Raw genomic sequence first — 18,591 nt, 5'->3', positions numbered from 1 at the left:
AAACGCCCGGTTACATTCCGAACCCGGAAGCTAAGCCTTACAGCGCCGATGGTACTGCAGGGGGGACCCTGTGGGAGAGTAGGACACCGCCGAACTCCTTTTAGAGCTCCGGCTCTTGGGCAGACAGCCCAAGAGCCGGAGCTTTTTTGCGTTGGGGTAAGGTCAGGGGGCATCGTTGGCTCATTTCCCACTGGAGGCTCCCGGGTGGAGGTCCAAGAGACCCGTGTCCAGACAAACCGGGTCTTCACCATCCCGAACATCCTGAGCATGGCTCGCCTCGTCGGCGTGCCCCTGTTCCTGTGGTTGATCCTCAGGCCGGAGTTCGGGGGCCCGAAGAGCGATGGCTGGGCTTTTCTGGTGCTGGCGTTGAGCGGAGTCAGCGACTACCTGGACGGCAAGCTGGCGCGGCGCTGGAATCAGGTCAGCAACCTCGGCCGGCTCCTGGACCCGGCTGCCGACCGCCTCTACATTGTCGCCACTCTGACGGGCCTCACCTGGCGCGAGATTCTCCCCATCTGGTTGACGGCTGTACTTGTAGCGCGGGAACTCGTCCTGCTGGTGATGGTGCTCATCCTCCGGCGGCACGGCTATCCGCCGCCGCAAGTGAACTTCCTCGGGAAGGCCGCGACCTTCAACCTGATGTACGCCTTCCCGCTGCTTCTTCTCAGTGACGGAAGTGGATGGTTGGCGTCACTCGCTGCTATTTTCGGATGGGCGTTCGCAGGATGGGGTACAACGCTCTACTGGTGGGCAGGAGTCCTCTACGTGGTACAGGTCCGCCGTCTCGTTCGGGCGGACGCCATGGCCGGCTGAACTCGCCGATCGGCGGTAGCAGTGGCTCGATGGCCCGCGGCGGAAAAGTGCGGGACAATCTGGACGGGTGAAGTCGGCTAGACCGTCGTCTCTTTAGGAGGACGCTTCCGACATGAAGGCCGTCGTGATGGCCGGAGGCGAAGGCACACGCCTTCGTCCGATGACCTCGAGCATGCCCAAGCCGCTCCTGCCGGTGGCCAACCGGCCGATCATGGAGCACGTTCTGAGGCTGCTCAAAAGGCATGGGCTCAATGAGACCGTCGTTACTGTCCAGTTCCTGGCGTCGCTGGTCAAGAACTACTTCGGTGACGGCGAAGAGCTCGGAATGGAGCTCAGCTATGCCAACGAGGAGAAGCCACTCGGTACCGCTGGAAGCGTCAAGAACGCAGAGGAGGCGTTGAAGGACGACGCCTTCCTCGTCATCTCCGGCGATGCGCTCACCGACTTCGACCTCACCGAGTTGATCAGCTTCCACAAGGAGAAGGGCGCGCTCGTCACCGTCTGTCTGACGCGTGTGCCCAATCCGCTGGAATTCGGCATCACCATCGTCGACGAAGAGGGCAAGGTCGAGCGTTTCCTCGAGAAACCGACCTGGGGCCAGGTCTTCTCGGACACCGTGAACACGGGCATCTACGTCATGGAGCCCGAGGTCTTCGACTATGTCGAGGCCGATGTGCCCGTCGACTGGTCCGGTGACGTCTTCCCGCAGCTGATGAAGGAGGGCAAGCCGGTCTACGGCTTCATCGCCGAGGGCTACTGGGAGGACGTGGGCACGCACGAGAGTTACATGAAGGCCCAGGCAGACGTGCTGGAGGGCAAGGTCGACGTCGATATCGACGGGTTCGAGATCTCGCCGGGCGTATGGGTGGCGGAAGGGGCCGAAGTGCACCCCGATGCCGTACTCCAGGGGCCCCTGTACATCGGGGACTACGCGAAGGTCGAGGCGGGCGCCGAAATCCGTGAGCACACGATCGTCGGATCCAACGTCGTCGTCAAGAGCGGGGCCTTCCTGCACAAGGCCGTGGTGCACGACAACGTGTACATCGGGCAGCACAGCAATCTGCGCGGCTGTGTCGTCGGTAAGAACACGGACATCATGCGAGCGGCCCGGATCGAGGACGGCGCCGTCATCGGTGATGAATGCCTGATCGGTGAAGAATCGATCGTGCAGGGCAATGTGCGGGTCTATCCCTTCAAGACCATCGAGGCCGGCGCGTTCGTCAATACGTCGGTGATCTGGGAGTCCCGGGGGCAGGCGCATCTTTTCGGCGCCCGCGGGGTGTCCGGGATCCTGAACGTCGAGATCACGCCGGAGCTGGCCGTGCGTCTCGCCGGCGCCTATGCCACGACGTTGAAGAAGGGCTCCACCGTCACGACGGCCCGGGACCACTCCCGTGGTGCCCGTGCGCTGAAGCGAGCGGTGATCTCCGCGCTCCAGGCCAGCGCCATCGACGTACGGGACCTGGAGAACGTGCCGTTGCCCGTGGCACGGCAGCAGACCGCGCGGGGGAGTGCCGGCGGGATCATGATCCGGACCTCGCCAGGGGTGCCGGACTCCGTGGACATCATGTTCTTCGACGGACAGGGCTCGGATCTGTCGCAGGGCAGTCAGCGCAAGCTGGACCGGGTGTTCGCGCGGCAGGAGTACCGGCGGGCGTTCCCGGGAGAGATCGGGGATCTGTACTTCCCGGCCAGCGTCTTCGACTCGTACACCGGGTCGTTGCTGCGGAACGTGGACACGACAGGGATCTCGGAGTCCGGGCTGAAGGTCGTGGTGGACGCCTCGAACGGCAGTGCCGGGCTGGTCCTGCCGAGTCTCCTCGGGAAGCTCGGGGTGGACTCGCTGACCATCAATCCCGGCCTGAACGAGGCCCGGCCCACGGAGACGGGCGATCAGCGCCGGTCCGGGCTCGTGCGGCTCGGGGAGATCGTGGCTTCGTCGCGGGCCGCGTTCGGTGTGCGGTTCGACCCGGTGGGTGAGCGGCTCTCCCTCGTCGACGAGAAGGGCCGGATCATCGAGGACGACCGGGCGCTGCTGGTGCTCCTCGACCTGGTGGCCGCCGAGCGGCGCAGCGGACGGGTCGCCCTTCCGGTGACCACGACCCGGATCGCCGAGCAGGTCGCGGCGTATCACGGGACGCAGGTCGAGTGGACGACGACCTCGCCCGACGCCCTCACCCGGGTCGGGCAGGACGAGACGACGATCTTCGGCGGCGACGGCAAGGGAGGGTTCATCGTCCCGGAGTTCAGCAGTGTCTTCGACGGTACGGCGGCCTTCGTGCGGCTGATCGGGCTGGTGGCTCGGACGCAGCTCACCCTCAGCCAGATCGACGCGCGGATTCCGCGGGCGCACGTCCTGAAGCGGGATCTGGCGACTCCGTGGGCCGTGAAGGGGCTCGTGATGCGGCGGGTCGTCGAAGCGGCCGGAGATCGCTTTGTGGACACCACCGACGGTGTGCGGGTGGTGGAGACGGACGGGCGTTGGGTGATGGTGCTGCCCGACCCGGCCGAGGCCGTCACCCATCTGTGGGCCGAGGGGCCGGACGACGCGTCCGCGCAGGCCCTGCTCGACGAGTGGGCGGCGGTCGTGGACAGCGCCGGGCGCTGAGCCACGCGCACGCGTACGCCCACGCGCGCGTGCCGGACAGGTGTCCCCAAGGGGGCCTGTCCGGCACGCCGGTGGGGCCATTCGGAGGTATGCGGCGCGACGTGCGACGATGTGCGGCATGCCGCAGCAGCCCCCCGTTCGGAGCACACCCGCGCGCGTGTCGCGCCCGGACGCCTCCATGTCGCTGCTCACCAACGTCATGGACCACAGCCTCGACGACGGCTACGCGGAGGCCGCCGCCCGTAAGCGGGCCGAAGGCTCCGGCGGTCTGCCCAGGACGGTGCGGGCGAAGCTCGGTCTCGCGGCGGGATTGGTGCTCGCGGCCCTCGTGGTCACCGTCGGGGCGGCTCAGGCGCGGGTCGCGGCTCCGGTCGTCGCCAAGGAGCGCGAGGAGCTGATCGACCGCATCGATCGTGAGACGGAGGCCGCCGACAAGCTCGAGAGCTCGGTCGACAAGCTCCGCGACGACGTGAGCGCGCGGCAGCAGGAGGCGCTCAAGCAGAGCGGCGGCGGTGACGGGGCGGACCTGGTGGGCGTTTTGTCGGGCGCCGTCGAGGTGCACGGGCCGGGAGTGAAGCTGGTCGTGGACGACGCCGAGGAAGCGACCACGGGCGGTGACGGCGATCCGCGTGAGACCTCCGGTTTCTCCGACACCGGGCGGGTGCGGGACCGCGACATGCAGCGTGTGGTCAACGGGTTGTGGGCGTCGGGCGCCGAGGCCGTCTCCATCAACGGGCAGCGGCTGACGGCGCTGTCGGCGATCAGGGCCGCGGGTGCCGCGATACTGGTCGACAACAAGCCGCTGGTGCCGCCGTACACGGTGCTTGCTGTGGGGGACGGGAAAAACCTGAGCACCAGGTTCCAGAACAGCGCGGACGGGCTGTATCTGAACGCCTTGCAGGAGAACTACGGCATTCGGACGGCCATTTCCGTGGTGGACGACGTCCGGCTGCCCGCCGCACCGAGTGTGATCGTACGTACAGCTCAGCCGAGAAGTGAGAAGGGCACATCGTGATCGCCGTACTGGGCCTCGTCGTGGGAGTCGTGGCCGGCCTGTTGGTTCAGCCTGAGGTACCGGCAGCAGTCGTGCCTTATCTGCCGATCGCCGTGGTGGCGGCGCTCGACGCCGTGTTCGGCGGGCTGCGGGCCATGCTGGACGGCATCTTCGACGACAAGGTGTTCGTGGTCTCGTTCCTGTCGAACGTGGTCGTCGCCGCCTTGATCGTGTTCCTGGGCGACGAGTTGGGCGTGGGATCGCAGTTGTCCACCGGCGTCGTGGTCGTCCTCGGCATCCGGATCTTCTCCAACGCCGCGGCGATCCGTCGGCACGTCTTCAGGGCGTGAGGCGGATGAGCGACCAGGACGAGGCGCCCGAGAACAGGCTGCGCAAGGAATTGCCCGACGAGGTCCCGGTGACGTCGTCCGTGAGCGAGAAGGCCGAGCCGCCGGCCGCTCCCGTGCTGACTGGTCGGCAGCGGCTGGTGCAGGGGCTCTGGCCGCCGCGGGTCTCGCGGGCGCAACTCATCGTCGCCCTGCTGCTGTTCGGCCTCGGCTTCGGTCTGGCCGTCCAGGTCGCGTCCAACAGCGACAGCGGAAACGCCCTGCGTGGGGCGCGTCAGGAAGATCTTGTGCGCATCCTTGATGAACTCGATGACCGCAGTCAGCGTCTTGAAGACGAGAAGCAAGGTCTCGAAAAGCAGCAGCAGGAGCTGGAGAACAGCTCCGACCAGGCCGAGGAGGCCCGCAAGCAGACGGTCGAGAAGGAGAGACAACTCGGCATTCTGGCGGGCACGGTGGCTGCTCAGGGGCCCGGTATCACGATGACCATCGAGGACACGAAGGGAACGGTCGAGGCGGACATGTTGCTCGACGCGATCCAGGAACTGCGCGCGGCCGGGGCCGAAGCGATCCAGGTGAACGGTGTGCGGGTCGTCGCCGGCACCTTCCTGACGGATTCCGACGACGGTGTGAGCGTCGACGGGAACAAGATCAACACGCCGTTTCGTTTCAAGGTCATCGGCAATCCGCAGGACCTCGAGCCGGCGCTGAACATCCCTGGAGGCGTGGTGCAGACTCTTGAGAAGGAGCAGGCCACCGTGACCGTCGAGCGGTCGAGCAAGATCGTCGTGGACGCCTTGCGAGCGGCGAAGCAGCCTGACTACGCTCGGTCGTCGGCCCAGTGAACCGGGGGTGCATGCGGGGCGTCCGGCAGGGGCATGAGGTTGCGGGGGGTCGACGCACCGATCGGGTGGTGCGTGGTGGAAACTGTCAGGTGGGCACGGACGTTGTGAAGGTGTCCGGGTCGGCCGGTGTAATCAGTCAGGGTTCGTCCTGCCCCACGGGCGGGTCTGTTTCGGTCAAGGGGAATCGCCCGTGAAGTTGTTTGCGAAGTTGTTCGGCAAGAGCGCGCGAGAGGGCAGCGACAACGCGACCGCTCGTCATCGCGCACAGCCCGACGCAGAGGGTCAGCGGCCGCTGTTCAGGGACCAGGTGGGTGGTCCGGGCGGTGACATTTCCGGAGGTCAGGGTGCGGCGTCGGTTGACCCTGCGCAGTCCGGCGGCATAGGTTTCGGCCAACCGTCAACCTCAAGTACGGGTGGAGGGTTTTCCCCTATGTCGGCCCTGGTGTGTACGAGGTGCGGTAACCGCAACGCGGAGAACAGCCGCTTCTGCTCCAACTGCGGAGCTCCGCTGCGCCCCGGGCTGACGCCCGAGCGTCCGTCGGAGACGACCTCCACCATCTCCATCTCCGGTCTCGAGGCCTACGACGCCGAGGCCACCGGCCAGACGCAGTTGCCCGCGCTCTCTCCCGAGGCGCAGGCCGCGGTCGACGCGTTGCCGTTGGGCTCCGCGCTGCTGGTCGTGCGCCGCGGCCCGAACTCGGGCAGCCGCTTCCTGCTGGACGGCGACCTGACGACGGCCGGCCGTCACCCGCAGAGCGACATCTTCCTCGACGACGTGACGGTCTCGCGCCGGCACGTGGAGTTCCGGCGCAACCCGGACGGCACGTTCAGGGTGGCGGACGTCGGCAGTCTGAACGGCACGTACGTCAACCGGGAGCGGATCGACGAGGTCGCTCTGTCGAACGGTGACGAGGTGCAGATCGGCAAGTACCGGCTGGTCTTCTACGCGAGCCAGCGGGGCTACTGACCCTCCCCCGGAGTCCATCCGGGGGGAACCCAGGGAAGGTCCATGCTTCAAACACCGAGGGGCGGTGCCGGACCGGGCACCGCCGCCGCGGACGGTGGTCCGATGAGCATCGGCACCGTGTTGAACGCGCTGCGTGACGAATTCCCCGAAGTCACCATCTCCAAGATCCGTTTCCTGGAGTCGGAGGGGCTCATCGATCCGCAGCGGACCCCGTCGGGGTATCGCAAGTTCAGCGCGGAGGACGTCGAGCGCCTCGGCCACGTACTGAGGATGCAGCGGGACCACTATCTGCCGCTCAAGGTCATCCGCGAGCACCTGGACGCCATGGAGCGGGGCGAGGCCGCGCCGCTGCCGACCGTGGGCCGGCAGCGTGACGGTGAGGCGTTTCTGGAGCCGTCGGAGGCACCCACGGTCGCCCGGATCGGGCGGGCCGAGCTGCTGGCGGCCGCGGGGATCGGTGAGCCGGAGCTCGAGGAGTGGGAGGCGTACGGGCTCGTCGTGCCCTTGGCGGACGGCGTCTACGACGCCGAGGCCGCCACGGTGGCCGCGCTCGTCGCCGAGCTGGGGCGGTTCGGGATCGAGCCCCGGCATCTGCGGGTGATGAAGGCCGCGGCCGACCGTGAGGCCGGACTCGTGGACCAGGTGGTCGCCCCGCTGAAGCGTCATCGCAACCCGCAGACCAGGGTGCTCGCGGAGGCCCGTACGAAGGAGCTGGCGGGGCTCACGGTCCGGCTGCATGCCGCGCTCGTGCAGACCGCGCTCGGGGTGCGGCTGCCCTGAGCGGGCGGTTTCGCCCTGGGCGGATCGGTCACCCGTTCCCGGCCCGACTACCCAAACGTCCCGGGCACGGCCTAGGGTTGCTGTGTGAACGAGCTCGATGTCGTAGGTGTCCGGGTCGAGATGCCCTCCAACCAACCGATCGTGCTGCTGCGTGAAGTGGGAGGCGACCGTTACCTTCCCATCTGGATCGGACCGGGGGAGGCGACGGCGATCGCCTTCGCCCAGCAGGGCATGGCTCCCGCGCGACCGCTGACCCACGACCTGTTCAAGGACGTACTCGAAGCCGTCGGCCAGGAGCTCACCGAGGTGCGCATCACGGATCTGCGGGAGGGCGTCTTCTACGCGGAGCTGGTCTTCGCCAGCGGGGTCGAGGTGAGCGCGCGCCCGTCCGACGCCATAGCGCTGGCGCTGCGCACCGGAACGCCGATCTACGGCAGCGACACGGTGCTCGACGACGCGGGGATCGCCATTCCGGACGAGCAGGAGGACGAAGTGGAGAAGTTCCGCGAGTTCCTCGACCAGATCTCGCCCGAGGACTTCGGCACCAGCAACCAGTAGCCGGCACATACGCGACATGTGGGCGTCCTGTACGGGGACGCCCGTCTCGTTTCCGGCAAATGCCAGCGGCGACTGAGAGCGTCCTACGGCTACTTCTCAGCGCATTCGGCTAGCCTTTCCCCGCGGTGGGGTGCGGGAAACCACTCCTAGGGTGATTATCACTCGGCGTGCCGAGTGTGGCGATCGTTGACGCACCCCTGGTGACTGCCTACCGTCGAGAAGGCAGGTCAAGGACGGAGGTCGGCGTGAGAAGCAGCGGCGACGGTACGGCTGGGGGTGCCCCCGGACTCGGTGTCGGGGGGAGCGGTCCGTACCCTCCCCCCAGCTCTCAGCTGAGTTCGAGCAGGGGGTATCCCCAGCAGAGCGGCGCTGCCGACCAGGCTCCGCAACGGCCGGCGGCCGTGCCGAGCAGCGGAGGGGCGACGTCCATGGCGTGCGAGCAGATCGGCTATCGCGGTCCGACGGCCTGTGCGGCCGCGGGCATCACCTACCGGCAACTGGACTACTGGGCGCGCACCGGGCTCGTCGAGCCGAGCGTGCGGCCCGCACACGGGTCCGGCACGCAGCGTCTGTACAGCTTCCGGGACGTTGTCGTCCTGAAGATCGTCAAGCGGTTCCTCGACACCGGGGTGTCGCTGCAGAACATCCGCTCCGCCGTGCAGCATCTGCGGGAGCGCGGGTTCAGCGACCTGGAGCGCATGACGTTGATGAGCGACGGCGCGACGGTCTACGAGTGCACCTCGCCCGACGAGGTCCACGCGCTGCTCCAGGGCGGTCAGGGCGTTTTCGGGATCGCTGTGGGCGTGGTCTGGCGGGACGTGGAGAACGCGCTTTCCCAGCTGCACGGGGAGCGCGTCGACACCGGTGAGACGCTCGTCGGGCACAACCCGGCGGACGAGCTGGCGCGTCGGCGCAACCGGGCGGTCTGAGGCTCCTCGCGGGGCTCGGGGCGGCGGTACGACGCCGTTGTCAGTGGTGTGGTGCAGCATCGGACATGTGAGAAACGCGCCCACCATCCTGCATCTCGACATGGATGCCTTCTTCGCGCAGGCGGAGCAGGCGTCCAAGCCGAGTCTGCGCGGGAAAGCCGTGGTCGTGGGTGGTCTGGGGCCTCGCGGAGTGGTGGCGACCGCTTCCTACGAGGCGCGCGTCTTCGGGGTGCACTCGGCGATGCCCATGGCCCAGGCGCGCCGACTGGCTCCCAACGCCGCCTATCTCGTTCCGCGCTTCGCGTTCTACCGGTCGATCAGCGAGCAGGTCATGGCGCTGCTGGGAGCGCTTTCGCCGTTGGTGGAGCCGCTGAGCCTGGACGAGGCCTTCGTGGACCTGGAGGCCGGGGAAGCGGCCTGGGACAGCGAGTCGGCGGAGCTGGCCGGCGGCAGACTGCGCGCGGACATACGGGCCGTCACGGGTCTCACCGGCTCGGTGGGGCTGGCCTCCTGCAAGATGCTCGCGAAGATCGCCTCGGAGCAGGCGAAGCCCGACGGCCTGGTGCTGATCGAGCCGGGCACCGAGCGGACGTTGCTCGGGCCCATGTCCGCGCGGATTCTGCCGGGGGTCGGTCCGGCGACGGGGGACCATCTGAGGCGGGCCGGGATCACCACGGTCGACGAGATCGCCGAGGCCGGTGAGGACGAGCTGGTGCGGCTGCTGGGCAAGGCTCATGGGCACGCCCTGTACGCGATGGCGCTGGCGCGTGACGACCGGCCCGTGGTGGCCGAGCGGGAGACCAAGTCGGTGTCGGTCGAGGACACCTACGACGTGGACATCCACGACCGGGTCCGGGTCGAGCTGGAGGTGCAGCGGCTCGCGGACCGGTGTGTGCGCAGGCTGCGCGGGGCCGGTCTGTCGGGGCGGACGATCGTGCTGAAGGTGCGACGGTACGACTTCTCGACGCTCACCCGGTCCGAGACGCTGCGGGGTCCCACCGACGATCCGACGGTGATCCGGGAGGCGGCGGCCCGGTTGCTGGACTCCGTGGACACGACGGGCGGGGTGCGGCTCCTCGGGGTGGGCGTCAGCGGTCTGGCGGACTTCACCCAGGAGGACCTGTTCGCGCAGGCCGCGGAGGAGCGGTCGGAGGGGCCCGAGGAGGAACTCGCGGACGAGCCCGTCCGTGCGGAGCCGGTGGAGGCCGAGCATCACTGGCGTCCCGGACACGATGTGCGGCATGCCGAGCTCGGGCACGGATGGGTGCAGGGCAGTGGGCTCGGCCGTGTCACCGTGCGGTTCGAGACCCCGCAGTCGGAGCCGGGACGGGTGCGGACGTTCCGTACCGACGACCCGGGGCTGGAGCCGGCGGATCCGCTGCCGCTGGTGCGGCGAAGACCTGCGGTCGACTCCGGGAACTCTTGGTGAGGTCGATCAGTTACACAGAGTGAAGCGGTTCGAAGTATGGGGTGAGCCGGAGCGGTGGCGGTGTCCGCGGAGGCGGCGCCGATGGCGGATGGGGAGCTGCATGAAACTGCACGGAGGTCGGTTCGCGGACCAGGCCGGGGTGTCGCCGGCACGTGAGGCCGAGATGCGGCAGGTGGTGGATCGGGTCACCCGGTGGTGTGCGAACCGCAGTGACGTGGTCGGGCTGCTCCTGGTCGGATCCTGCGCGCGTGGGGCCGCGCGTCCCGACTCGGACGTCGACCTCGTGCTGCTGTCGACGGCGTTGGATCGCTATGTCGACGACGAGGTGTGGAGGCGTGAGCTGTCGCTGGGGGAGGTGATTCGGGTCCAGGAGTGGGGGCCGGTCACCGAATGGCGGTATGTCACCGCCTCCGGTCTGGAGGTCGAGGTGGGCGTCGGCGCTCCGCGCTGGGCGCGGACCGATCCGGTCGACGCCGGTACGCGAAGAGTGGTCACGGATGGGGCCCGGCCGCTGTACGACCCTGCCGGGATACTCGGGGCGCTGATACGGGCGTGTGCCTGAGGGCTCAGCTCTCGTCCGTGCCCGCGAGGCGGCCGAAGTCGTGGTCGGGGAGCGGGGGAGGGGCGCCCACGTCGAGGCCGTAGTGGTGGTAGAGCTGGAGTTCCTGCTCCGGGGAGAGGTGGCGGCCCACGCCGAAGTCGGGGGCGTCCTTGATCAGGGCCCGTTCGAAGGGGATGCGCAGGGTGCCCTCGACCAGCTCGCTGGGCTCCAGGGGGACGAAGGCGTCGCGGGAGAACAGGCCGGTCCGTATGGCCGCCCATTCGGGGACGCCGGTCGCGTCGTCGAGGTAGACCTCGTCGACGGTGCCGATCTTGGTGCCGTTGCGGTCGAACGCCTTGCGGCCGATCAGGTGGCGCGGATCGATGTCGGTCTGCACGGGCCCTCCATTTGGTCGCAACCCATCCGTAAGCACTACAAAAGAGCACATCGAGGCGGGCGGCCACTCGAAGGGGGTCCCGTTGACCTCGCTGGTAGTCTGACAACGGCTGCTGACCCCATGCGGGAGAGTCCTCCGGACATCATCGGAGGCGCCGAAGGAGCAACTCCTCCCCGGAATCTCTCAGGCTCACGTACCGCACGGACGAGGTCACTCTGGAAAGCAGGGCGGGTGCCGACGGCGTCGACGGCTCCCGCTCTCACCGACGGTGAAAGCCGGGCGCCCTCGGGCGTCCGGTGAAGCTCTCAGGTCGAGATGACAGAGGGGGAGGTCGTCCGGGTACCCGCACGTCGTGGTGACCCTCGAAGGTCGTGGCAGACCAGGAGGCCTCCGTAATGACAGCCCACCGCATTCCGCTCTCCGAGCTCGAACAGGGAATCCCCTTCGAGCAGCGTCACATCGGGCCCGATCACGAGGCGCGGGCCAAGATGCTCGCGCAGGTCGGCTACGGCTCGCTCGACGAGCTCACCGCCGCCGCGGTCCCGGCCGTGATCCAGAACGCCGACGCGCTGGACCTGCCGGGCGCGCGCACCGAGGCCGAGGTGCTGGCCGAGCTGCGTTCGCTGGCCGACCGCAACCAGGTCCTCGACTCGATGATCGGGCTGGGCTACTACGGGACGTTCACGCCGCCCGTGATCCTGCGCAACGTCATGGAGAACCCGGCCTGGTACACGGCGTACACCCCGTACCAGCCGGAGATCTCCCAGGGGCGGCTCGAGGCGCTGCTGAACTTCCAGACCATGGTCGCCGACCTGACCGGGCTGCCGACCTCGGGTGCGTCGCTGCTCGACGAGGGTACGGCCGCCGCCGAGGCGATGGCGCTGTCCCGGCGCATGGGGAAGAACAAGAAGGGCCTCTTCCTCATCGACGCGGACGTGCTGCCGCAGACCATCGCCGTGATCGAGACCCGGGCCGAGCCGACGGGCGTGGAGGTCGTCGTCGCCGACCTGAGCGAGGGCATTCCGGCGGCGATCGCCGAGCGTGAGATCAACGGCGTGCTCGTGCAGTACCCCGGCGCCTCAGGTGCGGTACGCGACCTCGGGGCGATCGTCGAGCAGGCGCACGGGCTCGGCGCGCTCGTCACCGTCGCCGCGGATCTGCTCGCGCTGACGCTGCTGAAGTCGCCCGGTGAGCTGGGGGCGGACATCGCGGTCGGCACCACGCAGCGGTTCGGCGTGCCGATGGGGTTCGGCGGGCCGCACGCCGGCTACATGGCGGTCCACGAGAAGTTCGCGCGCAGCCTGCCCGGGCGGCTGGTGGGCGTGTCCGTGGACGCGGACGGGAACAAGGCCTACCGGCTGGCGCTGCAGACGCGTGAGCAGCACATCCGGCGGGAGAAGGCGACGAGCAACATCTGCACGGCGCAGGTGCTGCTGGCCGTGATGGCGGGGATGTACGCGGTCTACCACGGGCCCGACGGGCTGCGGGCGATCGCCCGACGCACGCACCGGTACGCGTCGATCCTGGCCGCCGGGCTGGCGGCCGGCGGGGTCGAGGTCGTGCACGGGGCGTACTTCGACACACTGACCGTGCGGGTGCCCGCGAAGGCCGCCGCGGTCGTCGCCGCCGCTCGGGAGCGCGGGGTGAACCTGCACCTCGTCGACGCCGATCAGGTGTCGATCTCCTGCGACGAGACCACCGCGCGGGCGCAGGTCGCCGCGGTCTGGGCGGCCTTCGGGGTGGACGGCGACATCGAGGCGCTCGACGCGTCCACCGAGGAGACGCTGCCCGCCGGACTGCTGCGGTCCGACGAGATCCTGGCGCACCCGGTCTTCCACCAGCACCGCTCCGAGACCGCGATGCTGCGCTACCTGCGCAGACTCGCCGACCGGGACTACGCGCTCGACCGGGGCATGATCCCGCTGGGCTCCTGCACCATGAAGCTCAACGCGACCACCGAGATGGAGCCGGTCACCTGGCCCGAGTTCGGGCAGTTGCACCCCTTCGCGCCGGCCGAGCAGGCGCAGGGCTACCTCACGCTCATCCGCGAACTGGAGGAGCGGCTCGCCGAGGTCACCGGGTACGACGAGGTGTCCCTGCAGCCGAACGCCGGGTCGCAGGGGGAGCTGGCCGGGCTGCTCGCCGTCCGCGGCTACCACCGGGCCAACGGGGACGAGCAGCGGACTGTCTGCCTCATCCCGTCCTCCGCGCACGGCACCAATGCGGCCAGCGCGGTGATGGCGGGGATGAAGGTCGTGGTCGTGAAGACCGCCGAGGACGGCGAGATCGACGTCGACGACCTGCGGGCGAAGATCGAGCGGCACCGGGACGAGCTGTCGGTGCTGATGATCACGTACCCGTCCACGCACGGGGTGTTCGAGGAGCACGTCGCCGACATCTGCGCCCAGGTGCACGAGGCCGGTGGGCAGGTGTACGTCGACGGCGCCAACCTCAACGCGCTCGTCGGGCTCGCCAAGCCCGGCCACTTCGGCGGGGACGTCTCGCACCTGAACCTGCACAAGACCTTCTGCATCCCGCACGGCGGCGGCGGCCCCGGTGTCGGTCCGGTGGCCGTGCGGTCGCACCTGGCGCCGTATCTGCCGAACCACCCGCTGCAGCCCGCGGCCGGGCCGGAGACCGGTGTGGGGCCGATCTCGGCGGCGCCCTGGGGTTCGGCCGGGATACTGCCGATCTCCTGGGCCTATGTGCGGCTCATGGGCGGCGAGGGACTCAAGCGGGCCACCCAGGTGGCGGTGCTGAGCGCCAACTACATCGCCAAGCGGCTGGAGCCGCACTACCCGGTGCTCTACAACGGCCCCGGCGGGCTGGTCGCGCACGAGTGCATCATCGACCTGCGGCCGCTGACGAAGGCGACCGGTGTGAGCGTCGACGACGTCGCCAAGCGGCTCATCGACTACGGGTTCCACGCGCCGACGATGTCCTTCCCGGTGGCCGGGACGCTGATGATCGAGCCGACCGAGTCCGAGGACCTCATCGAGCTGGACCGGTTCTGCGAGGCGATGATCGCCATCCGCGCGGAGATCGAGAAGGTCGGGGAGGGCGCGTGGCCGGCCGAGGACAACCCGCTGCACCACGCCCCGCACACCGCGGCCGTGCTCGGCGGCGAGTGGGAGCACGCGTACACGCGTGAGGAGGCCGTTTTCCCGGCCGGGGTGTCCGTCGCCGACAAGTACTGGCCGCCGGTGCGCCGCATCGACCAGGCCTTCGGCGACCGGAACCTGGTGTGCTCGTGCCCGCCGCTGGACGCGTACGAGGACTGAGGTTCGAGGGGCCCTGTCCGTCGTGGGCGGGCGGGGCCCCTGCGCGTGTTACGCCGTCGCCAGGGACACCTCGGTCGACTTGATCAGCGCGACGACGTCGGAGCCCACGAAGAGGCCGAGGTCGGTGGCCGCCTCCTTGGTGATCGCGGCGGTGAGTTCGCCGCCCGCCACGGTGATCTTGACCGAGGCCATGACGCCGCCGACGGTGAGGCCGGTGATCGTACCGGGGAGCTGGTTGCGGATCGACAGGCCGTCGACCGCGGCGGTGGCCAGGGACACCTCCGTCGACTTCACCAATGCGCGGACGGCGATGCCCTCGGTGAGGGCGAGCTGGCGGACGGCCTCCAGGGTGATCGCGGCCGTGAGGTTCTGGCCGCCGTCCAGATGGATCTTGACGGTGGCCATGACCTCACCGGGGTGGACGGCGGTCACGGTGCCGGGGAGTTGGTTGCGGATGCTCAGGGTCATGAGCGTCAACGGTAGGGCTCTGGGCGCCTTGTGGCGGGTATGCCGGGTATGCCTGGTTCTGTGCCGCTCCTGCTGTCTTCGTCTCGTTGGTCAGACTCGGTCGATGTGTACGTTTGTCGACTTCACTCGGGCCGTGGCCTCCATGCCGACTTCCAGGCCCAGTTCCTCGACGGCTTCCCGGGTCAGCAGGGAGACCAGGCGGTGCGGGCCGGCCTGGATCTCGACCTGTGCGGCCACGTCGCCGAGTTTGATCGCGGTGACGATGCCGGGGAAGGCGTTGCGGACCGAGGTGTACGGGGTGTCGCCCTCCGTGCTGTCCGTGCGGGCGAGTTCCACGGAGAAGGCGGCGAGGTCCTTGCCGTCGATGAGGCGTCGTCCGGCGTCGTCGCGATGGGTCGACACGCGGCCCGCGTCCGCCCAGCGGCGCGCGGTGTCGGGGCTCACGCCGAGCAGCCGTGCCGCCTGGCCGATTGTGTAGCTCTGCATGCGGGTCACGATAGGGCCGGAGGGGGCGGCGGTGGACGCGGGGCCGCGTGTTGGGTATGACGCGATATGACGTCAGTTCGTGCAGGGGTGGACGGGGTGAAGGACATGTCAGCTGAGGTGCGGGCCTCGCATGCGGACCGGGACCGGGTCGTGGAGGCGTTGAGCGTGGCCGCGGGGGACGGGCGGCTGACCGCGGACGAGCTCGACGAGCGGATGGAGGCGGCTCTGACGGCCCGGACGACGGGGGAGCTGGCCGTGCTCACGGTCGATCTGCCGGCGGAGGGGGCGGCGGGGGCGGCGATCGAGGTCAAGGACGTCGTCCGGATCGAGCAGCAGGGCGGTTCGGCCGAACGCGGTGACGGGTGGGTGGTGCCGCGACACCTGGTGATCGAGTCGGCCCGGGGGATGTGACGCTCGACTTCACCCGGGCGGTGATCGGGCACGGCACCCTCCGTATCGACCTGGACATGCAGGGCGGCACGCTGCGGCTGGTGACCCGGCCGGGGGTCGTCGTGGACACCGACTCGCTGGTCCTCGACTACGTCAAGATCAAGAGCCGTCCTTCCGGTCCGGCGGACGCTCCGGTGGTGCTGCGGGTGGAGATCGCCGGGCGCAAGAGTTTCGGGCGGATCGTGGCGCGGCCGCCGCGGCGGGGACTCTTCGGGGGGAGCCGGGAGCAGCGCTGAGGCGCTCCGGTGACTCGGCGCCTTCGCGCGGGGCACCCGCGTTCGAAGGACGTCGGGTGGCCGGGGGTCAGCCGGTGTGGACGCGGGGGCGGCGGGCGCGGTCCGGTTCGGCCTCGCGCAGGACCTCGCGGGTGACCGGGGCGACCTCGCCTTGGCCGAAGAGGAAGAAGCGCAGGAAGTTGGCGAAGGGGTTGCCCTCGGTCCACTCGAAGTAGATGTGCGGGATGCAGCCGGTCGAGTCGCGGGTGTGCAGGAGCAGCGCGGCCAGGGCGTTGGAGATGGAGGAGGACTCCAGGGTCAGGACGCGGTAGCGGTTGTGGAGGACCTCGCCGCGCACCGTCAGGCCCGACTCGAACTCGGACGGGTCCACGACGGTGACCTCGACGAAGACGAAGTCGCCGCCGGGGATGTCGTTGTCCTGGCGGATCTGCTCGATCTTGTCGCGGTACTCGGCCTTGTCGCGCTGGTCGGGCTCGTTCGCGATGAACCGGATCTTGCGGCTGGACATGTCACGTATGAAACGTTCCGCCATGTCGTCCATGGTCACGCTGGTCACGCGGAGCTCGAAGGCGCGGGCCAGCCGGGACAGCAGCGAGACCAGGATGATGCCGGCGATGAAGCAGGCGCCGATCTTCACGCCGTCCGGCCGCTCGATGACGTTCACGACGGTGACGTAGAGGAACACGGCCGAGATGACGGCGAAGCCGATGGTCCAGTTGCGCTGGCCGGCCTTGCGGGCGGCGATGGTCACGGCGATCGCCGCCGAGCTGATGAGCACCAGCACGCCGGTGGCGTATGCGCCGCCCTGGGCGTCGACGTCGGCGTCGAAGATCCACGTGACCAGGAACGCGATGAGGGTGAAGACGATGACCATCGGGCGGACGGCGCGGGCCCAGTGCGGGGCCATGCCGTAGCGGGGGAGGTAGCGGGGCATGAGGTTGAGCAGTCCGGCCATGGCGGAGGCTCCCGCGAACCAGAGGATGGCGATCGTCGAGACGTCGTAGACCGTGCCGAAGGCGTTGCCGAGGTACTCGTGGGCCAGGAACGCCAGCGCGCGGCCGTTGGCCTGGCCGCCGGACTCGAATTCCTTCTCCGGGATCAGCACGGTGGTGATGAAGCTGGTGGCGATCAGGAAGACGCTCATGATCAGGGCGGCGGTCGTCAGGAGCTTCTTGGTGTCGCGGATGCGGCCCTTGGGGTGCTCCTCGGTGTCGCCGGGGTCGCCTTGGACGTGGGGCATGACGGCGACGCCGGTCTCGAAGCCGGACAGGCCCAGCGCCAGCTTGGGGAAGACCAGCAGGGAGACGCCGATCATGGCGAAGACGTTGCCGTGCTCGGCGGTCAGGGCGCTCGACCAGTCCGTGACCACATGACCCTCGGTGAGCACGTGCCACAGGCCGACCGCCACCACGACCACGTTCAGGCCGAGGTAGGCGACCACCAGGGCGACCGCGACGCCGATCGCCTCCAGGAAGCCCTTGAGGAACACCGCGCCGAGCAGCGCGACCAGCACCAGGGTGATGATCATCTGCTTGTCGTGCAGGGCGTCCGCCAGATGCGGGTTCTCCACCAGGTGCGTCGAGGCGTCCGCCGCGGACAGCGTGATCGTGATCAGGAAGTCCGTGGCCGCGAAACCCAGCAGCGTCAGGACGAACAGCTTGCCCTTCCAGAACGACAGCAGCCGCTCCAGCATCGCGATCGAGCCCTCGCCGCGGTGGCTCTCCTCGGCCACCCGCCGGTAGACCGGCAGCGCACCGGCCAGGGTGACGATGACGAGCACGATGGTCGCGATGGGGGAGAGCAGGCCGGCCGCGAGGGCGGCGATGCCGGGCTGGTAGCCGAGGGTGGAGAAGTAGTCGACGCCGGTCAGGCACATCACCCGGTACCAGCGCTGCCCCTTGTGCTCGGGGTGCTCGGGCTGCGGCTTCGGCCGCGCGGCGGGCGTCCGTCGGCCATGGCCCTTGCCCATGTCGGACAGGCCCTCCAGCATCCAGGCGCGCAGGCGACTGGGGGGAGGGTGCTCGGTGGTGGCCATCGGAGCGCTCCTGATGTACGGCATCTCTGCGTGTGCGGCTTGTGCGGCAGCTGCGGCTTGTACGGCATGTGCGGCGGCGGTGGCGCCCATGCCTGTGCCGTGTGCGGCACAGCGTGCGGATTCGGCCATCCGGGGGACGGCCGACGGCGGGAACAGCGTAAGCGGAGAGTGACGCCTGGGCCTACGGAAGACCGTCTGGAGGGCGTCAAGTTTGCGTTAAGACTGGTCACGGGCCGGACACTCAGTGTCATGTATTCCGGGGGCTGTTCCGGTCGGCGGTTCTCGCCTTTCGCCTGCTCCGTAACGTTCGGCGGTTGATCCGAATGTTTCGCTTACGTTCGAGGTCTCGGCCGGGCAGCTTTCTGGAACTGGCCCCTGGATTCCCTGTGTTCAAGGGGTTGCCACCCGTCGGAGGGTGTCTCTAGGGTGC

General features: G+C 69.0%; 18 protein-coding genes, 1 rRNA gene and 1 riboswitch. Of the genes, 15 read left to right on the top strand and 4 right to left on the bottom strand.

Annotated elements, in window-relative coordinates; translation table 11 throughout:
* The 12 genes from rrf to ACWCPF_RS39705 all read left to right on the top strand — a co-directional run.
* Positions 1 to 95 (top strand): 5S ribosomal RNA (rrf, locus tag ACWCPF_RS39760); the annotation flags it as partial.
* Positions 96 to 204: 109 nt separating this feature from the next.
* The gene (locus tag ACWCPF_RS39755; RefSeq protein WP_451050017.1) at positions 205 to 813 is read left to right on the top strand and encodes a CDP-alcohol phosphatidyltransferase family protein; all 609 of its coding nucleotides are present in this window, start codon (positions 205 to 207) and stop codon (positions 811 to 813) included.
* Positions 814 to 925: 112 nt separating this feature from the next.
* Complete coding sequence (locus ACWCPF_RS39750; protein WP_451050016.1) at positions 926 to 3,421, top strand: sugar phosphate nucleotidyltransferase; 2,496 nt, start codon at positions 926 to 928, stop codon at positions 3,419 to 3,421.
* A 118-nt stretch (positions 3,422 to 3,539) separates the two neighbouring features.
* Entirely contained in the window at positions 3,540 to 4,436 is an 897-nt protein-coding gene (locus ACWCPF_RS39745; RefSeq protein ID WP_451050015.1) for a DUF881 domain-containing protein, read from the top strand.
* A complete protein-coding gene (locus ACWCPF_RS39740) occupies positions 4,433 to 4,765 on the top strand; it encodes a small basic family protein (RefSeq protein WP_020133151.1) in 333 nt (110 codons plus the stop codon). The genes ACWCPF_RS39745 and ACWCPF_RS39740 overlap by 4 nt, the downstream gene beginning before the upstream one ends.
* A 5-nt stretch (positions 4,766 to 4,770) precedes the next feature.
* The gene (locus tag ACWCPF_RS39735; protein WP_451050014.1) at positions 4,771 to 5,604 is read left to right on the top strand and encodes a DUF881 domain-containing protein; all 834 of its coding nucleotides are present in this window, start codon (positions 4,771 to 4,773) and stop codon (positions 5,602 to 5,604) included.
* A gap of 82 nt (positions 5,605 to 5,686) precedes the next feature.
* Positions 5,687 to 6,571: an FHA domain-containing protein gene (locus ACWCPF_RS39730; RefSeq protein WP_451050021.1), complete on the top strand. Its 885-nt coding sequence runs from the start codon at positions 5,687 to 5,689 to the stop codon at positions 6,569 to 6,571.
* Between the two features lie 42 nt (positions 6,572 to 6,613).
* Entirely contained in the window at positions 6,614 to 7,351 is a 738-nt protein-coding gene (ftsR, locus tag ACWCPF_RS39725) for a transcriptional regulator FtsR (RefSeq protein WP_451050013.1), read from the top strand.
* A gap of 84 nt (positions 7,352 to 7,435) precedes the next feature.
* The gene (locus ACWCPF_RS39720; protein ID WP_004934251.1) at positions 7,436 to 7,909 is read left to right on the top strand and encodes a bifunctional nuclease family protein; all 474 of its coding nucleotides are present in this window, start codon (positions 7,436 to 7,438) and stop codon (positions 7,907 to 7,909) included.
* Positions 7,910 to 8,154: 245 nt separating this feature from the next.
* A complete protein-coding gene (locus tag ACWCPF_RS39715; protein ID WP_451050012.1) occupies positions 8,155 to 8,838 on the top strand; it encodes a MerR family transcriptional regulator in 684 nt (227 codons plus the stop codon).
* Between the two features lie 67 nt (positions 8,839 to 8,905).
* Positions 8,906 to 10,267 carry a DNA polymerase IV gene (locus tag ACWCPF_RS39710; protein WP_451050011.1) on the top strand — a complete coding sequence of 454 codons (1,362 nt, stop codon included), beginning with the start codon at positions 8,906 to 8,908 and terminating at the stop codon, positions 10,265 to 10,267.
* Positions 10,268 to 10,367: 100 nt separating this feature from the next.
* Positions 10,368 to 10,829, top strand: a complete 462-nt coding sequence (locus tag ACWCPF_RS39705; protein WP_451050010.1) for a nucleotidyltransferase domain-containing protein — start codon at positions 10,368 to 10,370, stop codon at positions 10,827 to 10,829.
* A 4-nt stretch (positions 10,830 to 10,833) separates the two neighbouring features.
* On the opposite strand, the gene ACWCPF_RS39700 is transcribed toward ACWCPF_RS39705, so the two are convergent.
* Entirely contained in the window at positions 10,834 to 11,205 is a 372-nt protein-coding gene (locus tag ACWCPF_RS39700; protein ID WP_451050009.1) for a PRC-barrel domain-containing protein, read from the bottom strand.
* A 113-nt stretch (positions 11,206 to 11,318) separates the two neighbouring features.
* A riboswitch (glycine riboswitch) is annotated at positions 11,319 to 11,414 on the top strand.
* A gap of 186 nt (positions 11,415 to 11,600) precedes the next feature.
* On the opposite strand from ACWCPF_RS39700, the gene gcvP reads away from it, so the two are divergent.
* Positions 11,601 to 14,486 carry an aminomethyl-transferring glycine dehydrogenase gene (gcvP, locus tag ACWCPF_RS39695; protein ID WP_451050008.1) on the top strand — a complete coding sequence of 962 codons (2,886 nt, stop codon included), beginning with the start codon at positions 11,601 to 11,603 and terminating at the stop codon, positions 14,484 to 14,486.
* Between the two features lie 48 nt (positions 14,487 to 14,534).
* Here gcvP and ACWCPF_RS39690 read toward each other — a convergent pair whose 3' ends face one another.
* Positions 14,535 to 14,954, bottom strand: a complete 420-nt coding sequence (locus ACWCPF_RS39690; protein WP_451050007.1) for a TOBE domain-containing protein — start codon at positions 14,952 to 14,954, stop codon at positions 14,535 to 14,537.
* 90 nt (positions 14,955 to 15,044) lie between these two features.
* Positions 15,045 to 15,440: a TOBE domain-containing protein gene (locus ACWCPF_RS39685; protein WP_451050006.1), complete on the bottom strand. Its 396-nt coding sequence runs from the start codon at positions 15,438 to 15,440 to the stop codon at positions 15,045 to 15,047.
* Positions 15,441 to 15,545: 105 nt separating this feature from the next.
* Between ACWCPF_RS39685 and ACWCPF_RS39680 the strand changes: the two genes are divergently transcribed.
* Both ACWCPF_RS39680 and ACWCPF_RS39675 read left to right on the top strand, forming a co-directional pair.
* Positions 15,546 to 15,851, top strand: a complete 306-nt coding sequence (locus ACWCPF_RS39680; RefSeq protein ID WP_451050005.1) for a DUF1707 SHOCT-like domain-containing protein — start codon at positions 15,546 to 15,548, stop codon at positions 15,849 to 15,851.
* Complete coding sequence (locus ACWCPF_RS39675; protein WP_451050004.1) at positions 15,848 to 16,126, top strand: hypothetical protein; 279 nt, start codon at positions 15,848 to 15,850, stop codon at positions 16,124 to 16,126. The genes ACWCPF_RS39680 and ACWCPF_RS39675 overlap by 4 nt, the downstream gene beginning before the upstream one ends.
* 67 nt (positions 16,127 to 16,193) lie before the next feature.
* Here the strand turns inward: ACWCPF_RS39675 and ACWCPF_RS39670 are convergent, their stop codons facing one another.
* Positions 16,194 to 18,161: an amino acid transporter gene (locus tag ACWCPF_RS39670; RefSeq protein WP_451050003.1), complete on the bottom strand. Its 1,968-nt coding sequence runs from the start codon at positions 18,159 to 18,161 to the stop codon at positions 16,194 to 16,196.
* Between the last annotated feature and the right edge of the window lie 430 nt (positions 18,162 to 18,591).

It is taken from the genome of Streptomyces sp. NPDC001858, from assembly GCF_053594615.1.
Note: the sequence above shows the minus strand (reverse complement) of the source record. Positions and strands in the feature narration are given on the sequence as shown.